17 protein-coding genes are annotated in these 22629 nt (G+C 72.0%); 11 read left to right on the top strand and 6 right to left on the bottom strand.

Annotation, left to right across the window (positions count from 1 at the left end; all coding sequences use genetic code 11):
- The first annotated feature begins 2 nt into the window (after window positions 1-2).
- The 7 genes from ADK67_RS20265 to ADK67_RS20235 all read left to right on the top strand — a co-directional run bounded on the left by ADK67_RS20265 (window position 3) and on the right by ADK67_RS20235 (window position 9842).
- The gene (locus tag ADK67_RS20265) at window positions 3-2066 is read left to right on the top strand and encodes a PQQ-dependent sugar dehydrogenase (RefSeq protein WP_053718018.1); all 2064 of its coding nucleotides are present in this window, start codon (window positions 3-5) and stop codon (window positions 2064-2066) included.
- 244 nt (window positions 2067-2310) lie between these two features.
- Window positions 2311-3549 carry a glutamate-cysteine ligase family protein gene (locus ADK67_RS20260; protein WP_231648275.1) on the top strand — a complete coding sequence of 413 codons (1239 nt, stop codon included), beginning with the start codon at window positions 2311-2313 and terminating at the stop codon, window positions 3547-3549.
- On the top strand, window positions 3546-4859 hold the full coding sequence (gene egtB, locus ADK67_RS20255; RefSeq protein ID WP_053718016.1) for an ergothioneine biosynthesis protein EgtB: 1314 nt from the start codon (window positions 3546-3548) through the stop codon (window positions 4857-4859). Before ADK67_RS20260 ends, egtB begins: the two co-directional genes overlap by 4 nt.
- Before the next feature lies 1 nt (window position 4860).
- Complete coding sequence (gene egtC, locus ADK67_RS20250) at window positions 4861-5610, top strand: ergothioneine biosynthesis protein EgtC (protein WP_053718015.1); 750 nt, start codon at window positions 4861-4863, stop codon at window positions 5608-5610.
- Window positions 5607-6581 carry an L-histidine N(alpha)-methyltransferase gene (gene egtD / locus ADK67_RS20245; protein WP_053718014.1) on the top strand — a complete coding sequence of 325 codons (975 nt, stop codon included), beginning with the start codon at window positions 5607-5609 and terminating at the stop codon, window positions 6579-6581. The genes egtC and egtD overlap by 4 nt, the downstream gene beginning before the upstream one ends.
- A gap of 221 nt (window positions 6582-6802) precedes the next feature.
- Complete coding sequence (lysA, locus tag ADK67_RS20240) at window positions 6803-8332, top strand: diaminopimelate decarboxylase (RefSeq protein WP_063797665.1); 1530 nt, start codon at window positions 6803-6805, stop codon at window positions 8330-8332.
- Window positions 8322-9842 carry a class I adenylate-forming enzyme family protein gene (locus tag ADK67_RS20235; protein WP_231648274.1) on the top strand — a complete coding sequence of 507 codons (1521 nt, stop codon included), beginning with the start codon at window positions 8322-8324 and terminating at the stop codon, window positions 9840-9842. Before lysA ends, ADK67_RS20235 begins: the two co-directional genes overlap by 11 nt.
- A gap of 15 nt (window positions 9843-9857) precedes the next feature.
- Here the strand turns inward: ADK67_RS20235 and ADK67_RS20230 are convergent, their stop codons facing one another.
- Window positions 9858-10970, bottom strand: coding sequence for a hypothetical protein (locus tag ADK67_RS20230; RefSeq protein ID WP_157620624.1), 1113 nt, complete (start codon window positions 10968-10970; stop codon window positions 9858-9860).
- 24 nt (window positions 10971-10994) lie between these two features.
- Window positions 10995-13049 carry an MMPL family transporter gene (locus tag ADK67_RS20225; protein WP_053718012.1) on the bottom strand — a complete coding sequence of 685 codons (2055 nt, stop codon included), beginning with the start codon at window positions 13047-13049 and terminating at the stop codon, window positions 10995-10997.
- A 103-nt stretch (window positions 13050-13152) separates the two neighbouring features.
- Here ADK67_RS20225 and ADK67_RS20220 point away from each other — a divergent pair, with 103 nt between their 5' ends.
- Window positions 13153-13755 carry a TetR/AcrR family transcriptional regulator gene (locus ADK67_RS20220; RefSeq protein WP_063797664.1) on the top strand — a complete coding sequence of 201 codons (603 nt, stop codon included), beginning with the start codon at window positions 13153-13155 and terminating at the stop codon, window positions 13753-13755.
- 58 nt (window positions 13756-13813) lie between these two features.
- On the opposite strand, the gene ADK67_RS20215 is transcribed toward ADK67_RS20220, so the two are convergent.
- Entirely contained in the window at window positions 13814-15481 is a 1668-nt protein-coding gene (locus tag ADK67_RS20215; protein WP_053718011.1) for a VWA domain-containing protein, read from the bottom strand.
- Between the two features lie 368 nt (window positions 15482-15849).
- Between ADK67_RS20215 and ADK67_RS20210 the strand changes: the two genes are divergently transcribed.
- Window positions 15850-16362 (top strand): O-acetyl-ADP-ribose deacetylase, encoded by a 513-nt coding sequence (locus ADK67_RS20210; RefSeq protein ID WP_053718039.1) that lies wholly within the window; start codon window positions 15850-15852, stop codon window positions 16360-16362.
- 69 nt (window positions 16363-16431) lie between these two features.
- Here the strand turns inward: ADK67_RS20210 and ADK67_RS20205 are convergent, their stop codons facing one another.
- A complete protein-coding gene (locus tag ADK67_RS20205; protein WP_269436009.1) occupies window positions 16432-19245 on the bottom strand; it encodes an aconitate hydratase in 2814 nt (937 codons plus the stop codon).
- A 157-nt stretch (window positions 19246-19402) separates the two neighbouring features.
- Here ADK67_RS20205 and ADK67_RS20200 point away from each other — a divergent pair, with 157 nt between their 5' ends.
- Both ADK67_RS20200 and ADK67_RS20195 read left to right on the top strand, forming a co-directional pair.
- Window positions 19403-20146: an ABC transporter ATP-binding protein gene (locus ADK67_RS20200; RefSeq protein WP_331459328.1), complete on the top strand. Its 744-nt coding sequence runs from the start codon at window positions 19403-19405 to the stop codon at window positions 20144-20146.
- Window positions 20143-20790 carry a hypothetical protein gene (locus ADK67_RS20195; RefSeq protein WP_053718008.1) on the top strand — a complete coding sequence of 216 codons (648 nt, stop codon included), beginning with the start codon at window positions 20143-20145 and terminating at the stop codon, window positions 20788-20790. The genes ADK67_RS20200 and ADK67_RS20195 overlap by 4 nt, the downstream gene beginning before the upstream one ends.
- A 16-nt stretch (window positions 20791-20806) precedes the next feature.
- On the opposite strand, the gene ADK67_RS20190 is transcribed toward ADK67_RS20195, so the two are convergent.
- Entirely contained in the window at window positions 20807-21349 is a 543-nt protein-coding gene (locus ADK67_RS20190; RefSeq protein ID WP_053718007.1) for a DapH/DapD/GlmU-related protein, read from the bottom strand.
- Between the two features lie 52 nt (window positions 21350-21401).
- Window positions 21402-22325 carry a LysR family transcriptional regulator gene (locus tag ADK67_RS20185; RefSeq protein WP_053718006.1) on the bottom strand — a complete coding sequence of 308 codons (924 nt, stop codon included), beginning with the start codon at window positions 22323-22325 and terminating at the stop codon, window positions 21402-21404.
- Between the last annotated feature and the right edge of the window lie 304 nt (window positions 22326-22629).

The raw sequence follows: 22629 nt of genomic DNA, 5'->3' as shown, positions 1-22629 counted from the left end.
CCATGGGATCGCACGCACGGGGATCGCGGCGGGCGCCGCACGCGCCGAGACGGCGGCTCGCGGTCGCCGCGGTGGCCGCCGCGACGACGCTGTCCCTGCTCACCGCCTCCGGCGCCGCGCAGGGGCTGGTGGAACACCAGTCCGAGGCGGCGACGATCTCGCGCGGCGCGGTCGAGTCCGAGCACGTTGGATTCACCGGCGCCGGGTACGTCGACTACGACAACGCGTTCGGCGGCTACGTCGAGTACGCCGTGACCGCGGCCCGGGCGGGCACGCACGCGCTGGTCTTCCGCTACGCCAACGGGAGCGACGCCGACCGACCGCTCGCGCTCACCGTGGACGGCGCGCGGGCGGGCACCGTCTCGTTCCCCGGCACGGGCGCGTGGACCGCGTGGCGCGACGTCACGGCGTCCGTGCGGTTGCGGGAGGGCGTGAACCGGGTCCGGGCCACCGCCACCACCGAGGACGGCGGCCCGAACGCCGACCGGCTCACCGTGGACGACACCGACACCGAGCCGCCGACCCCGCCGCGCGACCTGCGCGCCGCGGGCCGGTCCCAGACCAGCGTGTCGCTCGAGTGGGACGCGGCGTCGGACGACGTCGGCGTGGTCGGCTACGACGTCTACCAGCACGGTCAGCTCATGACGAGCGTGTCCGGCACGACCCTGTCCGCCACCGTCACGGGCCTGCGCCCCGACACGGCCTACGACTGGACGGTGTTCGCCCGCGACGCCGCGCCCAACGTCTCGCAGGCCAGCAACAACGTCGTCGTGCGCACCGACGCGCCGCCGCCGGACAACGAGGCGCCCACCGCGCCGGGCCGGTTGCGCGCCACCGGCAAGTCGTCGACCAGCGTGTCGCTGGCGTGGGAGGCGTCCACCGACAACGTCGGCGTCACCGGGTACGTGGTGCACCGCGACGGCGCGCAGGTGGGCACGACCGACGGCTCGTCCGCCACGATCAGCGGCCTGGCCACCGGCACCGGCTACCGGTTCGCCGTGCGGGCGCGGGACGCGGCGGGCAACCTCTCGGCGTTCAGCGACGAGGTGATCGTCGCGCCCGGCGGTGAGGTGCCGCCGGGCGCGCCGGGACCCGGCCTGGTGACGACCCTGCTGGAGGGCACCGACGTGCCGTGGGGCCTGGCGTTCCTGCCCGACGGCTCGGCGCTGGTGTCCGAACGGGAGAGGTTCGTCCTCTACGTCCTCTCGCCGGACGGCACGCGGACCGACGTGGGGCGGGTGCCGGGCGCGCAGGGCACCAACGGCGAGGGCGGCGTGCTCGGGGTCGCGCTGTCGCCCACGTTCGCCACCGACGGGCACGTGTTCATCTACCACACGGCGGCCGGCGGCAACCAGGTCGTGCGCGCCAGGCTGGTGGGCGAGACGCTCACCGGCTGGACCACGATCCTGGGCGGGGTGCCGAGGAACCGCTACCACAACGGCGGCGGGCTGCGGTTCAGCCCGGACGGCCGGTACCTGTTCGTCTCCACCGGCGACGCCCAGAACGGCAGCTACGGGCAGAACCTGGACACCAACGCGGGCAAGATCCTGCGCATCCACCCGGACGGCTCGATCCCGGCGGACAACCCGTTCCCGGGCAAGGCGATCTGGAGCTACGGGCACCGCAACGTGCAGGGCCTCGACTTCGACTCGCAGGGCAGGCTGTGGGCGACGGAGTTCGGCAACAACTCGCAGGACGAGCTGAACCTGATCCAGCGCGGCGGCAACTACGGCTGGCCCGGCTGCGAGGGCACGCAGGGCTACTGCGAGGGCAGCATCCCGCCGAAGAGGACGTGGCCGACGTCGGCCGCGGGGCCGAGCGGGTTGGCGATCGTCAACGACCACCTGTTCGTCGGCACCACCGTCGGCAAGCGGCTCTACCGGCTCCGCGTCGAGGGCTCCGAGCTGGTGGAGCAGGAGATCTACTTCCAGGGCGAGTACGGGCGGCTGCGCACGGTCAGGGTCGACCGCGAGGGCGACCTCTGGCTGACCACGTCTTGGGACCTGGACGACGAAGTCGGCAACGACCGCGTGCTGCACGTGGACGTCGAGTACCGGGGTTCCTGACCGGTCACCCGGATGCCACGAGTTGTTCACGCCGTGCCCGGATTGTCCGTTCGGACCGCGGGAAACGCCCACTCGGAGCAACGGGGAGACCGCCGGAACGCAGTCAAGCACCACCCGACCGGCCGCCGGCGCGGTCCGCACCCCCCGACATGTCGTTGATCCGCAAGGGTTTTCCATAGCTGCGAGTGTCGGTGCCTGCGTGTAGCGTCGAACGGACGAGATTTGATCACGGGGAGTGCCACAAGTGACTGCTGTCCGTAACGCACCGGCTCCGGGGCCCACCCCGGCGGTGTTCCGGGACCGAGCGGAGGCCGAGGCCTACGTCGCCTCGGTCTGCTTCAAGCACGGGCCTCCGAGGCTGCTCGGAGTCGAATTGGAATGGACCGTCCACCACGTCGAAGATCCCAGCCGACCGCTCGACGCGAAGACCCTCGCGGCCGCGCTCGGCGGGCACGCGCCACCGACCCTCGTCCCCGACAGCCCTCAGCGGCCACTGCCCTCCGGCACCCCGCTGACCGTGGAACCGGGTGGCCAGGTCGAGATCTCCACACCGCCGCGCGATTCGCTGACGGATCTGCTCAAGACCGTCGCGGCGGACATCGACCACCTCCACAGCCTGCTCGAACCGGCCGGTCTTCGGCTCGGTCAGCACGGCGCCGACCCGTTCCGCCCGCCGCGCCGGATGCTCCAGGTCCCGCGCTACGCGGCCATGGAACACGCGTTCGCCCCGATCGGGCCCGAGGGCATCACGATGATGTGCAGCACCGCGGGTCTGCAGGTCTGCGTGGACTTCGGGCTGGCCGCCGACCTGCCGAAGCGCTGGGCCGCGGTGCACGCCCTCGGCCCCGTCGTCACCGCCCTGTTCGCCAACTCGCCGGGGGTGAACGGCCGCCGGACGGACTGGGCCAGCGCGAGGATGCGCACCCTGTACGCCACCGACCCGGTGCGCACGCGTCCGGCGGCGGTGTGCGCGAACCCGGCCGACGCGTGGGCCAAGCGCGTGCTCGACACGCCGGTCATCGCGGTGCGCAGACCGGGGCCCAACTGGCTGCCGCCGCACCCGTTGACGTTCGCCGACTGGATCGCGGGCGCGCTGGACCGCCCGCCGACGGCCGACGACCTCGACTACCACCTCACCCTCCAGTTCCCGCCGGTCCGCCCGCGCGGGTACCTGGAGATCCGCTACCTGGACTCGCCGCCGGACGGCCAGTGGCTGCCGCCGGTCGTGCTGATGGCGGCGTTGTTCAGCACGTCGAAGCACGTGGACGGGGTGCTCGCGGCGACCGAGGGCGCCGCGAACCGCTGGCTCGCCGCCGCGCGGTACGGCTTGGCCGACCCGGTGCTCGCCCGCGCGGCGCGCGACGTGGTCGAGCTGGGCTGCGCCGCGCTGTCCGACACGGACCTGTCGGTCGGCCAGACCGACGCGATCGCCGAAGAACTGCACCGCACGCTCGCTGAGAAGACCGGAGGGGGCCGTTCATGACCAGCACCGAGAACCTTCGCGACCGGGTCGCCGCCCAGCTCACCAGGGCACGTGACCGCAGCAGGCTGCTCACCGACGCGGTGGACGACCACGACCTCGTCCGCCAGCACTCCAAGCTCATGTCACCGCTGGTGTGGGACCTCGCGCACATCGGCAACCAGGAAGAGCTGTGGCTGGTCCGCGACGTGGGCGGCCGCGAGCCGGTCCGGGCGGACATCGACGAGCTGTACGACGCGTTCAAGCACGCCCGGTCGGTCCGGCCGGAGCTGCCGCTCCTCGGGCCCGCCGAGGCGCGCAAGTACGTCGGCGAAGTCCGCGACAAGGTCTTCGACGTGCTCGAACGCACCCCGCTGGAAGGCCATCGGCTCCTCGACGGCGGCTTCGCGTTCGGCATGATCGTGCAGCACGAGCAGCAGCACGACGAGACGATGCTGGCCACGCACCAGCTGCGCGTCGGCGACCCGGTGCTGGACGCGCCGCGGCCACCGCGCGGCGGCCCGGTGGGTCCGGCCGAGGTGCTCGTGCCCGGTGGCCCGTTCACCATGGGCACGTCCACCGAGGCGTGGGCGCTGGACAACGAGCGGCCCGCGCACCAGGTGGTCACCGAGCCGTTCTTCATCGACACCACGCCGGTGACGAACGGCGCGTACGCGGCGTTCATCGCCGACGGCGGCTACCGCGACCCGAGGTGGTGGAGCGAGGCCGGGTGGGCGCACGTGCGGAAGGCGTCGCTGGTCGCGCCCCGGTTCTGGGAACGGGTCGGCGACCAGTGGTACCGCACCGCGTTCGGCCGCACCGAGCCGATCGAGCCCGATCAGCCGGTCGTGCACGTCTGCTACCACGAGGCCGAGGCGTACGCGAAGTGGGCGGGCAAGCGGCTGCCCACCGAGGTGGAGTGGGAGAAGGCGGCCCGGTTCGACCCGGCGACCGGCCGGTCCCGCCGCTACCCGTGGGGCGACGAGGAGCCGACCGAGACGCACGCCAACCTGAACCAGCGGCACCTGACGCCCGCACCGGTCGGCGCGTACCCGGCGGGCGCGTCGGCGCTGGGAGTGCACCAGCTCATCGGCGACGTGTGGGAGTGGACCAGCTCCGACTTCCACGGCTACGCCGGGTTCGAGGTGTTCCCGTACGCCGAGTACTCCCAGGTGTTCTTCGGTCCGGACTACAAGGTGCTGCGGGGTGGGTCGTTCGGCAGCGACCAGGCCGCGGTGCGCTCGACGTTCCGGAACTGGGACTACCCGATCCGGCGGCAGATCTTCGCCGGCTTCCGCTGCGCGCGGGACGCCTCGCGAGACGAATCGGCCTGACATGTGCCGCCACCTGGGTTACCTGGGCCCCGCCCTGCCCGTCGCCGCGCTGCTGTACGACTCGCCGCACTCGTTGATGCGGCAGTCGTACGTGCCGAGGGACATGCGCGGCGGCGGCACGGTCAACGTGGACGGCTACGGCGTCGGGTGGTACCCCGCGCCGGGCGGCCCGGCGGTGCGCTACCGCCGGGCGGGCACGATGTGGTCGGACGAGAACCTGATCGCGCTGAGCCGGGCGACGGTGTCCGGTGGGGTGCTGGCGGCGGTGCGCTCGGCGACGGTCGGCATGCCGGTGGCCGACACCGCGTGCGCGCCGTTCACCGACGGGCAGTGGCTGTTCAGCCACAACGGGCGGGTCGTGGACTGGCCGGAGTCCGTGGTGGACGTGGCCAAGACGTTGCCGGTGGCCTCGTTGCTGACGTTGGACGCGCCGACCGACGCCGCGCTGCTGTGGGAGTTGGTGCGGTCACGTCTCGCTTCGGGCGCCGCGCCGCGCGCCGCGGTGGCCTCGGTCGTGTCCGAAGTGGCCTCCGTCGCGCCCGGTTCGCGGCTGAACCTGTTGCTCACCAACGGAACCGTGCTCGTCGGCACGACGTGGAGCCACTCGTTGTGGGTGCGCTCCGGCGACGGCGCGGTGACGTTGGCCTCCGAGCCGTTGGACGACGACCCGCGCTGGCGGGAGGTGCCCGAGGGGCACGTCGTCACGGCTGATGTGTCCGCTGTGGACGTTCAACCGATTGGACGAGGATGACCGAGCCTGTGCTGGACGTGCACCTGACCCCGGAGGACGCGGCGATCGCGCTGCGCGCCGAGGCGCGGGCAGGGCTGACCGCGCGGCCGAAGTGGGTGTCGCCGAAGTGGTTCTACGACGCGGTCGGCAGCGACCTGTTCGAGGAGATCACCCGGCTGCCGGAGTACTACCCGACCCGCGCGGAGCGGGAGATCCTGGTGGCGCGGGCGGCGGAGATCGCGTCGCTCACCGACGCGCACTCGTTGGTGGAGCTCGGTTCCGGCTCGTCGGAGAAGACCCGGTTGCTGCTCAGCGCGCTGCGCTCGCACGGCACGTTGAAGGAGTTCGTGCCGCTGGACGTGTCGCCGTCGGCGTTGACGGACGCGGCTCGGGCGATCATGGCCGCGTACCCGGGGCTGGGGGTGCACGGCGTGGTCGGCGACTTCACCGAGCACCTCGGCCTGCTGCCCGGCGTGCCGCCGCGGGTGGTGGCGTTCCTGGGCGGGACGATCGGCAACCTGATCCCGGAGGAGCGGGACAAGTTCTTCGCCTCGGTGCGCGACGTGCTGGAGGCGGGGGAGTGGTTGCTGCTCGGCACGGACCTGGTGAAGGACCCGGACGTGCTGGTGCGCGCGTACGACGACGCGCAGGGCGTGACGGCGGAGTTCAACCGCAACGTGCTGCGGGTGATCAACCGGACGTTGGACGCGGACTTCGACCCCGCGGACTTCGAGCACGTCGCCCTGTGGAACGCCGAGGAGGAGTGGATCGAGATGCGGCTCCGCGCCCTCCGCCCGGTCAAGACCCACGTGGCCGCGCTCGGCCTGGACGTCGAGTTCACCGAGGGCGAGGAGCTGCGCACCGAGGTGTCCGCGAAGTTCCGCCGCGAGGGCGTGGAACGCGAGCTGACCGCCGCGGGCTTCGCCCTGCACCGCTGGTGGACCGACCCGGCGGGCCGCTTCGCCCTGTCCCTGGCCCGCGCCCTGCCCTGACCTGACGGCGCTCCTGCGCGGAGGACCGCGTCAGCCGCAGCCATCCGGTGTAACCGCTTGACCACACCGGATGGCTGCGCCTTCGGGACCCCGGACAGGCCGCGCCTCCGGAGGGTTCGCGCCACGTTCGTCGATCGTAGGGTCTGCCTGCGCCGCGGTGTCCACCCCGCCGGCCGGCATCCGTCCCACCCACGTCGACGTACGAGGTCAGGAGCCGCCGCATGAACGAGTACTCGGTCCAGGGCATAGGCATAGCCGAACTGGTCGACCGGTTCGACACCCCGCTGTACGTCTACGACGGCGCGGGGATCGAGCGCGCGTACCGCGACCTGCGGGCCCGCCTGCACGAGGCGATCGAGATCTTCTACTCGCTCAAGCCCAACCCCAACGTCAGCGTCGTCAAGGTCCTGCGCCAGGCGGGCGCGTCGGCCGAGGTCTGCTCCATGGGCGAGCTGAGCAGCGCCCTGCGCGCGGGCTTCCGGCCCGCCGACGTGCTGTTCACCGGCCCCGGCAAGAGCGTCGACGACCTGCGCGAGCTCGTGGCCCTCGGCATCCGCGCCATCATCTGCGAGTCGTGGGGTGAGCTGCGGCACATCGACGAGCTCTCCGCCGCCGCGGGCAGGCGCACGCCCGTGCTGCTGCGGATCAACCCGGCGTTCGGGGTGCGCGGCGGCCGGTTGTCGATGGCGGGCAAGCCGCGCGAGTTCGGCATCGACGAGGACCAGGTGCTCAGCGCGACGGATGTCGTGCAACGCCACCCGAACGTGCGTTTCGTCGGCATCCACGTCTTCACCGGCACGCGCATCCTGGACGCCCAGGTGGTGGTGGACAACACCGAACGCATCCTCGACCTCGCGGTGAAGGTGTCCGAGTCGCTCGGCTTCGACCTGGAGCTGGTCGACATCGGCGGCGGCATCGGCATCCCGTACTACCCCGACGAGCGGGAAGTGGACCTCGACGTCCTCGCCACGGGCATCAACAAGGCCGTGGACGCGTTCCTGCTGCGCCAACCGTCCGCGAAGCTCGCCATCGAACCCGGCCGGTTCCTCGTCGGCCCCAGCGGCGTCTACGCGGTGAGCGCCCGCTACGTGAAGGAGTCCCGCGGCGAGCGCTTCGTCATCACCGACGGCGGCACCCACCAGAACATGTCGGCGGTGGGCATGGGCACGTACCTCAAGCGCAACTTCCCCATGGCCCTGCTGACCGACCTGGACCGCCCGGTGACCGGCCCGGCGACCGTCACGGGCCTCCTGCTCACCCCGACCGACATCATCGGCCAGGACATCGACCTGCCCGACGTCGAACCCGGCGACGTGATCGGTGTCTTCCAGTCCGGCGCCTACGGGCCGAGCGCGTCCATCACCTACATGAACGGCCAGGGCTTCCCCGCCGAGGTCCTCGTCCACGAGGGCAAGGCCCACCTGGTGCGCAGCCGCGACACCGTGGAGGACTTGTTCACCCGCCAGATCGTGGCGGAGTTCGAAGCCGACACCGCCGCTGCGGTCCCCGACGAGGACCTGTCGGCGGGCGTCCGCGAGGAGATCGCGCGCCTGGTGGGTGAGGCGGAGATGGCCGACGACAGCACCCTGTTCGACGACCTGGCGCTGGACTCCCTGTCCGTGGTGAACCTGCTGGGCAGGCTGGAAGGCCGCTTCGGCGTGCACGTGGACCCCCACGAGGTCAACGGTGAGACCTTCCGGACCGTGGGCTCCCTGACCCGCTTCGTGGCGGACAGCCGTCGTGCCCGCTGAGCACCCGGTGCCACGCCTGCTGCACCACTTCCTCGACGAACGAGCCGCCGCCACCCCCGACGCGCCGGCTCTCACCACGGCTGACGGCACCCGGACGTACCGCGAGGTGCACGACGCGAGCCTCCGCCTGGCCGGCTGGCTGACGTCCCGAGGCGTCCGTCCCCGGGACCGCGTCGTGATCGCCCTGCCGACGACGATCGACGTCCCGCCCCTGCTCCACGCCGTGTCCCGCGTCGGCGCGGCGTTCTGCGTGCTGCACGAACAGGTCCGGGCCGCCGGTCTGACCCACGTCCTGGACGACCTGGAACCCTCCCTCCTGATCACCGCGGACGACGGCGCGTCGACCCAGGCCCGCCGACGGGGCATCCCCGTGGCCACGGCCACCGAACTGCACACGGCCGCCGCCACGGCCGAGCCGGTGACGTCGTCCGAACCGTCCCCCGACGACATCGTGTGCCTGAGCTACACGTCGGGCAGCACCGCACTCCCGAAGGCCGTGATCTCCGAGCACCGGCAGTTGGTCTTCGCCGCGACGGCGATCCACCACGAGATCGGTTACGGGCCCGGTGACGTGGTGTTCTGCCCGCTGTCCCTGTCCTTCGACTACGGCCTCTACCAACTGTTCCTGGCGGCCCAGGGCGGCGCGCACCTCCGGCTCGGCTCCGTCGTCGAAGGCGGTCCGGGTCTGCTCAAGGCACTGGTCGACACCGACGCCACCGTGCTGGCCGCAACACCCGCCATGACCGAGACCCTGGTGTGGCTCCTGGAACGGACGACCGTGGTGCCGCAGCGCCTGCGCCTGCTCACCACGACGGGTGCGGCGATGAAGCAGCACACCGCGGCCGCACTGCGCGCGGCACTGCCCGCCCTCCGCCTGCAGATCATGTACGGGCTGACCGAGTGCAAACGGGTCTCGATCATGCCCCCGGACGAAGACCTGACCCGTCCGGGAGCGTCGGGCCGACCCCTGCCGGGCACCGAGGTCCACGTCCAAGGCCCGACGGGCGAGCGGCTGCCCGCGGGCGAGACCGGCGAGTTCGTCGTCCGCGGCCCCCACGTGATGCCCGGCTACTGGCGCCGTGAAGACCTGACCGCCGACCGCTTTCCCGTGGCGGCCGACGGAACCCGGGAGCTGCACACCGGTGACTACGGCCGGTTGGACGAGGACGGCTACCTCTACGTGGACGGCCGCCGGGACGACATCTACAAGGAGCGGGGCTTCCGGGTGAGCACGACCGAAGTGGAAGCAGCCGCCCAGACAGTCCCGGACGTCCGCTTGGCGGCCGTGATCCCACCCCGGGACGCACCGGACTCGCACGCGGTCCTGGTGGTGACCGGCGACGTGCGGCCGACCGCCGTCCTGAAGGCCCTCCGCGAGCGCATCGAACCGTACAAAGTCCCCCGGGAGTGCGTAGTGCTGGACGAGATCCCGTTGTCCGGCAACGGCAAACTGGCGCGAGCCGCCCTGGCCGACGTGCTGGCCGCCCGCTCCGCCGCGGGGGCGCACTGACACCCCTGGTGGACCTCAACGCCCCGGCGGCAGGTCGGGCGTGCCGGCCGAACGCCCGGCCGCGCCCGGTGCGGTCGTCGTCGCGAAGGCGACGGCCGCACCCGCCAGGACCACCAGCTCCGTCGGCACGGGCGTCGTGCGCAGCCAGGTGAGACCGAGGTAGACGACGGCCGTGAGCAGCATGATCGGGCTGTTGCGCCGCCAGGACCACACGGCCAGCCCGACCGCGACGACGATGGCCAGGAACAGCTCGTCGTAGTCGACCCACGGGCCCACACCGGTGCTCACCCCGTAGATCACCACCATGTCGTTCGGGCCGCCTGGCGCGTCCGCGAGCATCGAGGGGAGCTGCGACGCCAGGACCAGCCGGTCCACGACCGGCCACACCACCTGGCCGATGCCGACCAGCAGCAACGGGTACCACGCGCCGGGACGGCGGGCGTTCAGGTCGTAGGCGGCGACCACCACGGCCGCGCCGAGCAGCGCCGCCGCGCCGTAGTGCCACAGCGAGCCGAGCAACCCGGCGATCGCCACCACGTGCCACGGCCGCACCCGCCCCGACCCGGCGTGCGCCAGCACGGCGCCGGCCACGATCACCAGTTCCGGGTACGGCAGGCCGCCGGTCACGTCGAGCGTGGCGCCCGGGTTGAGCAACGGCGCTTCGTCGATCGGCTCGTTGATCGGCGCGTAGGACATCCAGCCGAACGCCGCGACCGGCATCGACAGCGGCTGGAAGTACCAGACCGCGGCCAGGTATGCCGCGGCCGTGCCGGCGACGGTGTAGCTGCGCGCCCGCCACGCCCAGGCGCCCAGCCCGAGCGCGATCGCGAGCCCGATCAGGAACCGCACCAGGCCGAAGTAGGTGGACCCGATCGAGAGCCACCACCCTGCCGCCCACCCGCCGGACAGCGCGAACGCGAGCACGAACGCGGTCGATCCCGTCACCAGCAACGGGAACCAGGCGCCCGGCCGCTCGGCGTGCGCTTGTCGTGCCTTGAGCAGCAGACCGGCGATCACCAGCGACACCGGGACCTCGGACGGCGGCTCGTCCTCCCACAGCGGGAGGACGAGCCCGACCAGCACCGGCAACGCCCACAAGGTCTTCGACCACACGGTTCTCGTACCCACGACGGCCCCCATAAGGGCGCAACCTTAGCGGCCCTCGGAGAGACCGAATCGGGTGTGTGCCCGGCGCAGCCACGTCGGCGCCCACCAGTTGGCACGTCCGGCCAGCCGCATCAACGCGGGCACCAGCACGGCCCGCACGAACGTCGCGTCGACGATGATCGCCACCGCCAGCCCCGCGCCCAACATCTGCAGGTACATCACGCTCCCGGTGGTGTACGCGGCGAACGACAGGGCGAGGATCGCGGCGGCGGCCGTGATCAACGGCGCGCTGCGCTGGATCCCGGTGGTGACGGCGGCCCGTTCGTCACCGGTGCGGGCGTACTCCTCGGCGATGCGGGACACCATGAACACCTCGTAGTCCATGGACAGGCCGTACGCGATGCAGAACATCAGGATCGGGATGCTCGGCTCGACCGTGCCGGTCGGCGTGAACCCGAGGAGGTGCGCCAGGTTGCCGTCCTGGAAGCCCCACACCACCACGCCGAACATCACGGCGAGGCTGAGCAGGTTCAGCGCGGTCGCCTTCAGCGGCAGCAGGACGCTGCCCGTCAGCAGGAACAGCAGCACGAACGTGACCGCCAGGATCAGCCCCACCACCAGCGGCACGCGGTCGGTGAGGGCGTCGCGGAAGTCGGCGAGCTCGGCCGGGTAGCCGCCGACGAGGTAGTCGGGTTCGAGCGCGCGGACCCGCGCCACCAGGTCCGGCACGTCGCCGGCGAGCGCTTCCTGGGACGGGATCGCCGACCACGTCGTGCCGTAGCCGTTGGTCGTGACGTCGACCTGCACGATGCCGGGCACGTCGCCGAGCCGTGCCGCGTAGTCGTCGTCGCCTTGGACGTCCCGGGCGATCACCCGGATGGCGTCGGTCTGCTCCTGGCCGAACCCGGCGCGGATCTGGTCCTGCACGACCCGGCTGGACGCGTCCGGCGGCAGGATCCGGTCGTCGGGCAGGCCGAACCGCAGGCCCAGCACCGGCGCGGCGAGCAGGAGCAGCAACGCCAGCACCGCGCCGCCGACCAGCAGCGGCCGGTTCATCACGGCGTTCGCCGTCCTGGCCCAGAAACCGGTGGCGCGTTCGGCGGCCGGGTGCGGTTTCAGGCACGCCAGGGCGGCGGGCAGGACGGTGAGCGCGCCGAGCACGGACAGGCCGACCACCAGCACGCCCGCGTAGGCGAAGGAACGCAGGAACGGGAAGGGGAACAGCACCAGCATCGCCAGCGACGCGGCCACCGTGAGGCCGCTGAACAGGACCGTGCGCCCGGCCGTCGCGACCGCCCGTTCGACGGCCTCGGGCACGGTCGCGCCGCCGGCGAGTTCCTCGCGGTAGCGGGCGATGACGAACAGGCAGTAGTCCACGCCCAGCGCCAGGCCCATGACCAGCGTGATGTTCGCGGCGAACGTCGACACCTCGGTGAAGTACGTGAGCCCGCGCAACGCGGCGAGCGTGCCGACCATGGCGAACAGCCCGATGCCGATCGTGGTCAACGCCAGCGACACCCGCCGGTACAGCAGCACCAGCAGGAGCAGCACCACCGGCACCACGATCAGCTCGGCTCGCACGAAATCGCGCGCGGCCTGCGCGCCGACCTGGCGGAACACCTCGTCCTGCCCGCCGACGCCCACCGCGATCACGTCGTCGGCGCGGGTGAACCGCTCGGAGAGCACGGCGATGGCCGCCCGCGCGTCGGTGGCGCTGCCCGGCACCCACGCCAGGATCAACGCCTGGCGGCCGTCCTCCGATCGCAGGGCGGGGCTGCGACGGTCCCAGTAGGACTCGACCTGCCGCACGTCCGCCGCCAGCTCGGCGGCCAGCGCACGGCCCCGTTCGGCGGTCCGCGGGTCGTCCACGTCGCCGTCGCGCGCCGTCACCAGCAGGGTCAGGTTGGGGTTGCCGGTGTCGAACTCCTCGGCCAGCACCTCGGCCGCGCGCAGCGACTCCGTGCCGGGCGCCTCGAAGCGGGACAGCGACAGCGCCGACATCGCGCCGCTGCCCACGACGGCGGCGGCCACCGCGATGACCGCGGCGGCGACCAGGACCCAGCGTCGCCGGCGCACGGCGAAACGCCCCAGCAGGTGCACGGGGTTCTCCTCGACTAGGTGCTGCGTAGAATGCGAGCGACTGCTCGTGTTTCAAAAGTACGAGTGATTGCTCGTGTTTGTCAACGGGTGAGAAGGTGGTGCCGTGGAGCCGAAGGTGGTGCGCCGGCAGGCGCGGGGCGAGCGGCGGATGGCCGAACTGCAGGACGCGGCGGCGGCGGTCTTCGCGGAAGTCGGCTACGAGGCCGCGACGACCAACGCCATCGCCGCGCGGGCGGGCGTGTCGCCGGGCACGCTGTACCAGTTCTACGGCAACAAGGAGGCCATCGCGCAGGCGTTGGCCGACCGGTACCTGGAGCAGCTTCGGTCGGCGCACGGCGCGTTGACGCCCGAGCTCGCGCACCTGCCGCTGGACGAGCTGATCGACCGGATGGCGGGCCCGATGGTGGCGGTGAACGTGGCCAACCCGGGCTTCAAGGCACTGTTCGGCCGGGCGGACATGCCCGAGCAGCTGGCCGCGCCCACCCGCGCCGTGCACGCCGCGGTGTTCGGGCGGATCGACGCGGTGCTGGCCGCGCGTCGCCCCGACCTGCCCGCCGCCGACCGCGCCCGCACCGCGCAGGTGACGATGCGCCTGTTCGGCGGGCTGGTCCCGATGATCGTCTCCGCCGACGAGGGCGAGCGCCCGGCGTTGGTGGAGGAGCTGAAGAAGGTGCTGCGCGGTTACCTCGGGCCGATCGTGGGCTGAGCACGCCCGCGAGGGGCGCCCCGGGTGTGGACGCCCCTCACGGTCTGGTCGCGAACCGCTACTTCGGCGGCGGCGGGACCAGGCAGCTCACGGGAGCCGACTTGTTGCCGGACGCGTCCACGCCGTAGACGAGGGCGTCGCCCTTGAGGGTGATGCGCCAGTCGATGTCACCGACACCGGGCTTCTGGTTCGGCGTCGCGCCCGGAGCCTGCACCAGCTTGATCTTCGTGCCGCTCGGGAACCCGCCGAAGACGGCGGAGCTGGCCGAGTCGGAGACGAAGAGCTGCGGGTCCGGGTCCACCGCGTCGGTCGCGGAGAGGATGAAGAACCCGTCCTCGTTGTCGGCGGGCGGCACGTTGCCGCCGCCCGGGTTGTTGGTCGGCTCGCACGTCACGACCGGGGGAGTGGTGTCGACCCAGTCCTTCAGCACGTCGTCGCAGACCAGCTGGCCCCCGGCGTGCGTGAAGCAGCCGCGGATGGTGTCCTGGCCGAGGCCCGCGAGGCCCTGGGTGGCCGGGTAGGTGAAGTCGACCGTGCCGGCGGCGGAGGTGTTCCCGTTGCCCGTCGCGCCCGCGTTCGGGCCGGCGAGCACGGAGAAGTCGACCGCGGTGTTCGGCACCGGGGCACCGAAGTCGTCGGTGACGGTGGCGGTCACGGTGTGCGTCTGGCCGGGCGTGCCCAGCTCGTTGATTTCGGTCTCGGGTTCCACGTCGATGGCCGCGGCGCACCCGCGCACGTTCACCGTCGGGTTGCCGAACGTCACGACGTGGCCCTCGGCGTCGGTGTAGGCGACGGTCGGGTTGACCGCCAGCACGCCGCCACCGGTGGCCGGGAGGTGCGTCGCGGTGAACGTCAACGTCACCGTTTCGGTGCTCAGCTCGGAGATGGTCCAGGTGAGCTGGTTGGCGTTCTGGGCGACCGAGCCCTTGGACGCCGCCGCGCCGCTGACCGTGAACTGCGGCGACACCGTGTCGACCACGGTCACGCCAGTCGCCGCGGGCACCACGATGGCCGCGCCGATCGCCTCGAAGACCTCCTGCAACTGGGCCGGGCTCGGCGCCTCGTAGTAGTGCGTGGCGTCGGGATCCGTGGTCCAGTCCCGGATCTCGGCCGCGTCGACGGAGCCGAGGCCGATGCCGAAGATCTCGGTGCCGGCCGCCTTGGCCGCCGCGGCGGCGGGGCTCGCGTCGGGGCCGACGGTCGTCTGGCCGTCGGTCATGATGACCATGACCTTGTCGTTGCCGGGCACGGAGCCCGCCAGCTGCGCCTGGCCGGTGGAGATGGCGGCGGAGTGGTTCGTGCCGCCGGACGCGTTGAGCGCGTCGATGGCGGTCTTGGCGGCGTTCGCGTTCGACGAGAGCGGCGCGTCGACCGTGGCGCCGTCGGCGAAGCTGACCACGCCGATGCGGCTGCCGTTGGCGACCACGCCGTCCAGCGTGCCGTCGGTGGCCTCGTCGATGATGTCCACGAACGACTTGGCGGCGGTCTTCAGGGCGCCGATCGCGCCCTGCATGCTGCCGGACCGGTCGAGGACCAGTTCGATGTCGACCGGGTTGCCCGCGATGCCGGTCTGGGCGTCGAGCGTCACGGTGACCGGGACGGACCCGCCGCAGGCGATGTCCGTCGCCCCCAGCGACTTGCTGCCGGCGACCGTGCCGTCCGCGGCTACCGCGCCGGTGGTCGTGGCGAGTGGGGCCGCGAGTGCGGCCAACAGGATCGCGGTCACGCCGCAAGCCCGTCTTCGAGTGGTGATGTGCATTCGGTTTCGCACCTCCTCGTGCGCGCCGACGAGACGTGAAATCCCCTCTGGAATCACGTTCGCGCATTCCGGTGAAGCCGGGTTAGTCAGTCCCCGAACAGGTGCGGACCAGCGAAGATCCCACCGAATGACACTTGCCGTGCGACTCGGATGCGTCGGCATGAAGAGGTTAAACGGAGATTTTGACAGAGAGCAATCGGTTCACCCGTTCGGTGGAATAAGAATCATCGTTCGTTTTCGATCTGCGGATCGTTACGGGTGAAACTTCAATTGTGACGACAATGCGGTGGCGGGGCGTCCTCGCAGGCGTGCGGCGCGGCCGGCACCATGCCGTCATGGCGCGGATCGAGCTCGTCCTCGGTGACCTCACCGAGCAGCACGTCGACGTCGTGGTGAACGCCGCGAACTCGTCCCTGCTCGGCGGCGGTGGTGTGGACGGCGCGATCCACCGCAAGGGCGGCCCGGAGATCCTCGCCGCGTGCCGCGAGCTCCGCGCGGGCCACTACGGCGGCGGCCTCAAGACCGGCCAGGCGGTGGCGACGACGGCGGGCCGCCTGCCGGCCGAGTGGGTCGTGCACACCGTCGGCCCGGTCTGGTCGGCCACGGAGGACCGCTCCGCCCTGCTGGCCGACTGCCACCGCAACTCGCTGCGCGTCGCCGCCGACCTCGGCGCCGGCACCATCGCGTTCCCGGCGATCTCCACCGGCGTCTACCGCTGGCCGGCCACCTCCGCCGCCCGGATCGCCCTGGCCGCCGTCGCCGACGCCCCGGCCGGCCTCACCACCATCCGCTTCGTCCTCTTCGACCGCGCCACGTACGACGCCTTCCGAGTCGCCACCGGTGAGTGACCAGGTCGGCCCGTCGAACGGCGAAGGGCCGCCCACCCGGAGGTGGACGGCCCCGTCACGCGACGCTGACTAGCTGCGCACCATCTTGCGCAGCACGTACTGCATGATGCCGCCGTTGCGGTAGTAGTCGGCCTCACCCGGCGTGTCGATGCGGACCACCGCGTCGAACTCCGCCTTCGAGCCGTCCGCCTTCGTGGCCACCACGTGCACCGTGCGCGGCGTGTCGCCGTCGTTCAGCGCGGTGATGCCGGTGAAGTCGTAGGTCTCCGTGCCGTCCAGCCCGAGCGACGCCGCCGTCGAACCCTCGGGGAACTGCAGCGGCAGGACGCCCATGCCGATCAGGTTCGACCGGTGGATGCGCTCGAACGACTCGGCGATCACGACGCGCACCCCGAGCAGCGAGGTGCCCTTCGCGGCCCAGTCGCGGGACGAGCCGGAGCCGTACTCCTTGCCCGCCAGCACGACCAGCGGGACGCCCGCCGCGGCGTAGGCCTCCGACGCGTCGTAGATCGTGGTCTGCGGCGCGCCCTCCTCCAGGAAGTTGCGGGTGAACCCGCCCTGCACGTCGTCCAGCAGCAGGTTGCGCAGCCGGATGTTGGCGAACGTGCCCCGGATCATCACCTCGTGGTTGCCGCGCCGGGAACCGTAGGAGTTGAAGTCCTTGCGCTCGACGCCGTGCTCGGTCAGGTACTTGCCCGCGGGCGAGTCGGCCTTGATCGCGCCGGCCGGCGAGATGTGGTCGGTGGTGACCGAGTCGCCCAGCAGCGCCAGCACGCGCGCGCCGCCGATCTCCGTCACCGGGGCCGGCTCCATCTGCATGCCCTCGAAGTACGGGGGCTTGCGCACGTACGTCGACTGCGCGTCCCACTCGAACGTCTTGCCGGTCGGCGTGGGCAGCGACTGCCAGCGCTCGTCACCGGCGAACACGTCGGCGTAGCCCTTGGTGAAGCCCTCCGGCGAGATCGCCGACGCGACGACCTCCGAGATCTCCTGCGGCGACGGCCAGATGTCGGCCAGGTACACCGGCTTGCCCTCGGCGTCCGTGCCCAGCGGCTCGGTGGTGATGTCCTTGTCCATCGAACCGGCCAGCGCGTACGCCACCACCAGCGGCGGGGACGCGAGGTAGTTCATCTTGATGTCCGGGTTGATCCGGCCCTCGAAGTTCCGGTTGCCCGACAGCACCGACACCGCGGCCAGGTCGCCCTGGTTGATGCCCGCCGAGATCTCGTCCTGCAACGGGCCCGAGTTGCCGATGCACGTCGTGCAGCCGTAGCCGACCAGGTGGAAGCCCAGCTTCTCCAGGTACGGCAGCAGCCCGGCGCGCTCGTAGTAGTCCATGACGACCTTGGAGCCCGGCGCGAGGGTCGTCTTGACCCACGGCTTGCGCTCCAGGCCCTTCTCCACGGCCTTCTTCGCCAGCAGCGCCGCGCCGAGCATCACCGACGGGTTCGACGTGTTGGTGCACGACGTGATCGCGGCGATGGCCACGGCGCCGTGGTCCAGCTCGAACTCCGCGCCGTCCAAGGTCACCTTCACCGGCTTGGACGGCCGGCCCTCCGCGCCCTCGGCGGCGGAGTGGAACACGTGCGGTGCACCGCCCGCGTCACCGTTGCTCAGCGCGGCCGGGTCGCTGGCCGGGAACGACTCCTCGGACGCCTCGTCGACCGGCGAGTTCTCCACGCCGTCGGTGTGCGCGACGTACGCGCCGAGCGCCTGCCGGAACGCCTCCTTGGCGTTGGTCAGCTCGATGCGGTCCTGCGGGCGCTTCGGGCCGGCGATCGACGGCACGATCGTCGACAGGTCCAGCTCCAGCGTCTCGGAGTACACCGGCTCGGCGTCCGGGTCGTGCCACATGCCCTGCTCTTTGGCGTAGGCCTCGACCAGCGCCAGCTGCTCGGCGGAACGGCCGGTCAGCTTCAGGTAGTCGATGGTCTCGCCGTCGATCGGGAAGATCGCGCAGGTCGAGCCGAACTCCGGGCTCATGTTGCCGATGGTGGCGCGGTTGGCCAGCGGCACCGCGCCGACGCCCGAGCCGTAGAACTCGACGAACTTGCCGACCACGCCGTGCTTGCGCAGCATCTCGGTGATCGTGAGCACCAGGTCGGTGGCGGTCGCGCCGGCGGGCAGCTCGCCGTGCAGCTTGAAGCCGACCACGCGCGGGATCAGCATGGACACCGGCTGGCCCAGCATGGCGGCCTCGGCCTCGATGCCGCCGACGCCCCAGCCGAGCACGCCGATGCCGTTGACCATCGTCGTGTGGCTGTCGGTGCCGACCAGCGTGTCCGGGTAGGCTTGGCCGTTGCGGACCATCACCACGCGGGCCAGGTGCTCGATGTTCACCTGGTGCACGATGCCGGTGCCCGGCGGGACGACCTTGAACTCGTCGAACGCGGTCTGGCCCCAGCGCAGGAACTGGTAGCGCTCCTTGTTGCGCTGGTACTCCAGGTCCACGTTCAGCTCGAACGCGTCCGGCCGGCCGAAGATGTCGGCGATGACCGAGTGGTCGATGACCAGCTCGGCGGGCGCCAGCGGGTTGACCTTGGTCGGGTCGCCGCCCAGCTGGGTCACCGCCTCGCGCATGGTGGCCAGGTCGACCACGCACGGCACGCCGGTGAAGTCCTGCATCACCACGCGGGCGGGCGTGAACTGGATCTCGGTGTTCGGCTCGGCCGACGGATCCCAGCTGCCCAGCGCACGCACGTGGTCGGCGGTGATGTTCGCGCCGTCCTCGGTCCGCAGGAGGTTCTCCAGCAGGATCTTCAAGCTGTACGGCAGGCGCTCGGCGCCCTCGACCGCGCTCAGCCGGAACACCTCGTACGAGGCGTCGCCGACGGTGAGCGTGCCGCGGGCGCCGAAGCTGTCCTTGCTCGCTGGTGCAGTCACGTGAAACTCCATCTGGTGACGCGCAAAGTCGGTAGGGGAACTACTGCTGAGTCTCCCGCACCCGCGGGTGCGATGCCCTCTCACCCTAAACAGTACGCGTGTCCTGTATTCCGCTTCAACCCGGCCCTACCTTGATCGGGGCATCATCACACCTGTGGTGCGTCTTGATCGAATCGGCAAGCGCTACGGCCGCGGCCCCTGGGTGTTGCGCGACGTCTCGCTCGCCGTGGAGCCCGGTGAAGTGGTCGTGCTGAGGGGTGGCAACGGCGCGGGGAAGTCGACGTTGCTGCGCGTCGCGGCGGGCGTGACCGCGCCGACGAGCGGCCGGGTGACCCGCGGCGCGTCGGTCGGGTACGCCCCGGAGCGGTTCCCGACCGGGGTGAAGCTGTCCGCCCGCGACTACCTGCGCCACCTCGCCGCCGTGCGCGGCACGCCCGTGCGGTGGGAGCTGATGGAGGCGCTCGCGTTCGTCGGCGACCCGGACGCGCCGATGGCCACCCTGTCCAAGGGCAACACGCAGAAGGTCGCGCTGGCGCAGGCGCTGCACGCGACCGACCTGCTGGTGCTGGACGAGCCGTGGTCCGGGCTGGACGCCGCCGCGAGCGCGGTGCTCGGCGAGCTGGTGACGTCGTCACGGGCCGCCGTCGTGCTCACCGACCACCACGGGCACGACCTGCCGGGCGCTCGTGAAGTGGCGCTCGGCGCGTCACGACCCGGCGGCGTGGTGATCGAGCTGGACCGGGTGGGGGAGGCGTTCGCGCTGATCAGCGCGCTGGACGGGGTGTTCGCGGCGCACGAGGTCGGCGAGGGCGCGCGGGTCGAGGTGCGGGCCGGGTTCAGCGACGGCGTGCTCGCCGAGGCGCTGCGGCTGGGCTGCTCGGTGCGGAGCGTGCGGTCGTGACGGCGCTGGTGCGGTACCTGCTGGTGGACGTGCTGCGTACGCAGCGCTGGCTGCCGCCGTTGCTGCTGCACGTGGCCGTGCTCGGGATGCTCTACGCCTCCGACGCCGGCCCGCCGCTGCCCGCGTACGCCGGCACGTGCGTGCTGGTCTACCCGGTGTCGGTGTGGCTGACGGTGGTCATCGCGACCGCGGAGGACCCGGTGCGCCGCACGATGACCGTGGTGACCGCGGGCGGCTGGGCGCGTGCCCAGGCGGCCGTGACCGCGCTGGCCGCCCTCGCGGCGCTGGGCGTGGCCCTCGTCGCCGCGTTGGTGCCGGTCGTGACGCAACCGCGCCCGTACCCGCCGGGCACGGTGGCGCAGGGCTTCGCGGCGCTGGCGGTGTGCGCGCTGGTCGGCGTCGGCGTGGGCGTGCTGTGCAGCCGCCCGGTGATCACGCAGGCCGGCTGGTCGGTGCTCGCCGCGACCGCGCTGGTCGTGCTGGTGTTCCTGTTCGGCCGCACCCCGCCCGTCGGCAACGTGCTGTGGGCGCTGTCCCACGACGACGGCGTCACGTCCGCGTTGGCGGTCTCGGGGGTGGTCGCGGTGCTGTTCGTGGCCGCCGCGACCTGGCTCGGCACCGCGGTCGGCCCCCGCCGCGGCTAGTTCCCGGGCCGGGTCGTCACCACTGCCGGCGGACGGCGGCCTTGGCGCCGGTCACCAGGCTCGCCGGCGGCACGTCGTCGGCCACGACCGCGCCCGCGGCGATCACGGCGTCGCGCCCGATCGTGACGCCGGGCAGGATCGTGGCGCCGGCGCCGATCCACACGTTCTCCGCCACGTCGATGGGCCCGCCGCTCAGCCAACCCCGGCGCTCCCTGGGGTCGACGGGGTGACCGACGGTGATGAACGTGGCCCTCGGCCCGATCATCACGCGCTCGCCGAGGCGGATGCCGGCGTAGTCCAGGAACGTGCAGTTCTGGTTGATGAACACGCGTTCGGCGAGCTCCAGGCGCAGGCCGTGGTCGGTGTAGAAGGGCGGGTAGATCGTGACCTTCTCCGGCAGCGGCCGGCCGAGGATCCCGGCGAACAGCTCCGCCTTGCCCGCCTCGTCGTCGAACGGCAGGACGTTGAGGCGGGAGGTGAGTTCGGTGGCCCGCAGGACCCGCTCGGACATGGCCCGGAACTCGGCGCTGTGGATGCGCAGGAGGCGGTCGTCGCGCATGACTCGGTCGTTTCCCCTCATCGTGGTGTCATGGGTGGTGTCGGGGGTGCCGTCAGCGCCACGACGGTCGCCACACGGCGCCGGGGAGCGTGGGCAGGCCGTGCAGGTGGTCGATGATCGGCCGGAGTCCCGGGTGCGGAGTCGTGCGGGGGAGCAGCAGCGAGAGCGGGTAGGCGATCGTCGGCTCGACGATCGGGATGCGGCGCAGGTCGTAGTGCGTCGGCCAGGTGTACCGGTCGCGCGCGCCGACGAGGGTCGCCACGTCCGCGGAGTCCGCGAGGGTGTCCTGGAGGACCTCGTTGCCGAAGTTCGGGCCCGCCGCGTCGACGCGGAGGTCGAAGTCGGTGGCGAGCTGGTCGTAGAACTCCGCCCATTCGCTGCGCGGCGCGATGCCCGGCACCCAGATCCGGTGCTTGCGCAGCCGGGCCGGCGTCAGGGTGCGCGCGGAGGCGAGCGGGTGCCTCGGGCCGACGAGGAGTTCCAGCGGCGAGTCGAACGCGTGGATCATCCGCACGTCGCGTGGCAGCGAGGCCTGGTCCGTGACCGCGCGGAACGAGGCGTCGATCTCGCCCGCCTCGACCGCGGCGACCGCGAGGCGCGGGTCGTCGACCCTGAGGGTCACCACGTCGAGGTTGGTGCCGGGGTGCGAGCGCCAGTAGTCGTGCAGCACGACGGCCTGCGCGCTGCGCAGCCCGAGGACGTCGATCCGGAGGGCCCGGGAGCCGGGTCGGACCGCGGTGACGGCGCGGTCGGCACCCGTGACGACGCTCCGGGCGTGCGGGAGGAACGCCTGGCCGTCGAGCGTCAGCTCCACCCCTCGGGCGGTGCGGGTGAACAGGCTGACCCCCAACTCGCGCTCCAACCCGGCAACCCGCTTGGAGACCGCCTGCTGCGTGACGCCCAGCTCCGCGGCGGCGTGCCGCAACTGCCCGAGCTCGGCCGCCCGGACGAACGACCGCAGCGCTTCCGTGTCCACCGTTCGAGCCTATGGGCGCACAACCGAACGTTGTGGCTCGCCGGGAGCGGGTTGTGTCTTCGCACTCCGGCGCGGTCAGCCTGGGTCACGTGGTCAACGGCCGGTTGTCCGCGGAACCGCGGCCAGTGCACGCGCCAGGTCTCGCAGGTCTCGCAGGTCTCGCCAGGTCTCGCAGGTCTCGCAGGTCTCGCCAGGTCTCGCAGGTCTCGCCAGGTCTCGCAGGTCTCGCCAGGTCTCGCAGGTCTCGCCAGGTCTCGCTGGGTCTCGCTGGGTGTTGCCTGACCTCGCCGTGGTCTCGACGGGT

Origin of the sequence: Saccharothrix sp. NRRL B-16348 (assembly GCF_001280085.1) — a bacterium.
Taxonomy (GTDB): domain Bacteria; phylum Actinomycetota; class Actinomycetes; order Mycobacteriales; family Pseudonocardiaceae; genus Actinosynnema.
This window is presented reverse-complemented; position numbering and strand designations above follow the sequence as displayed.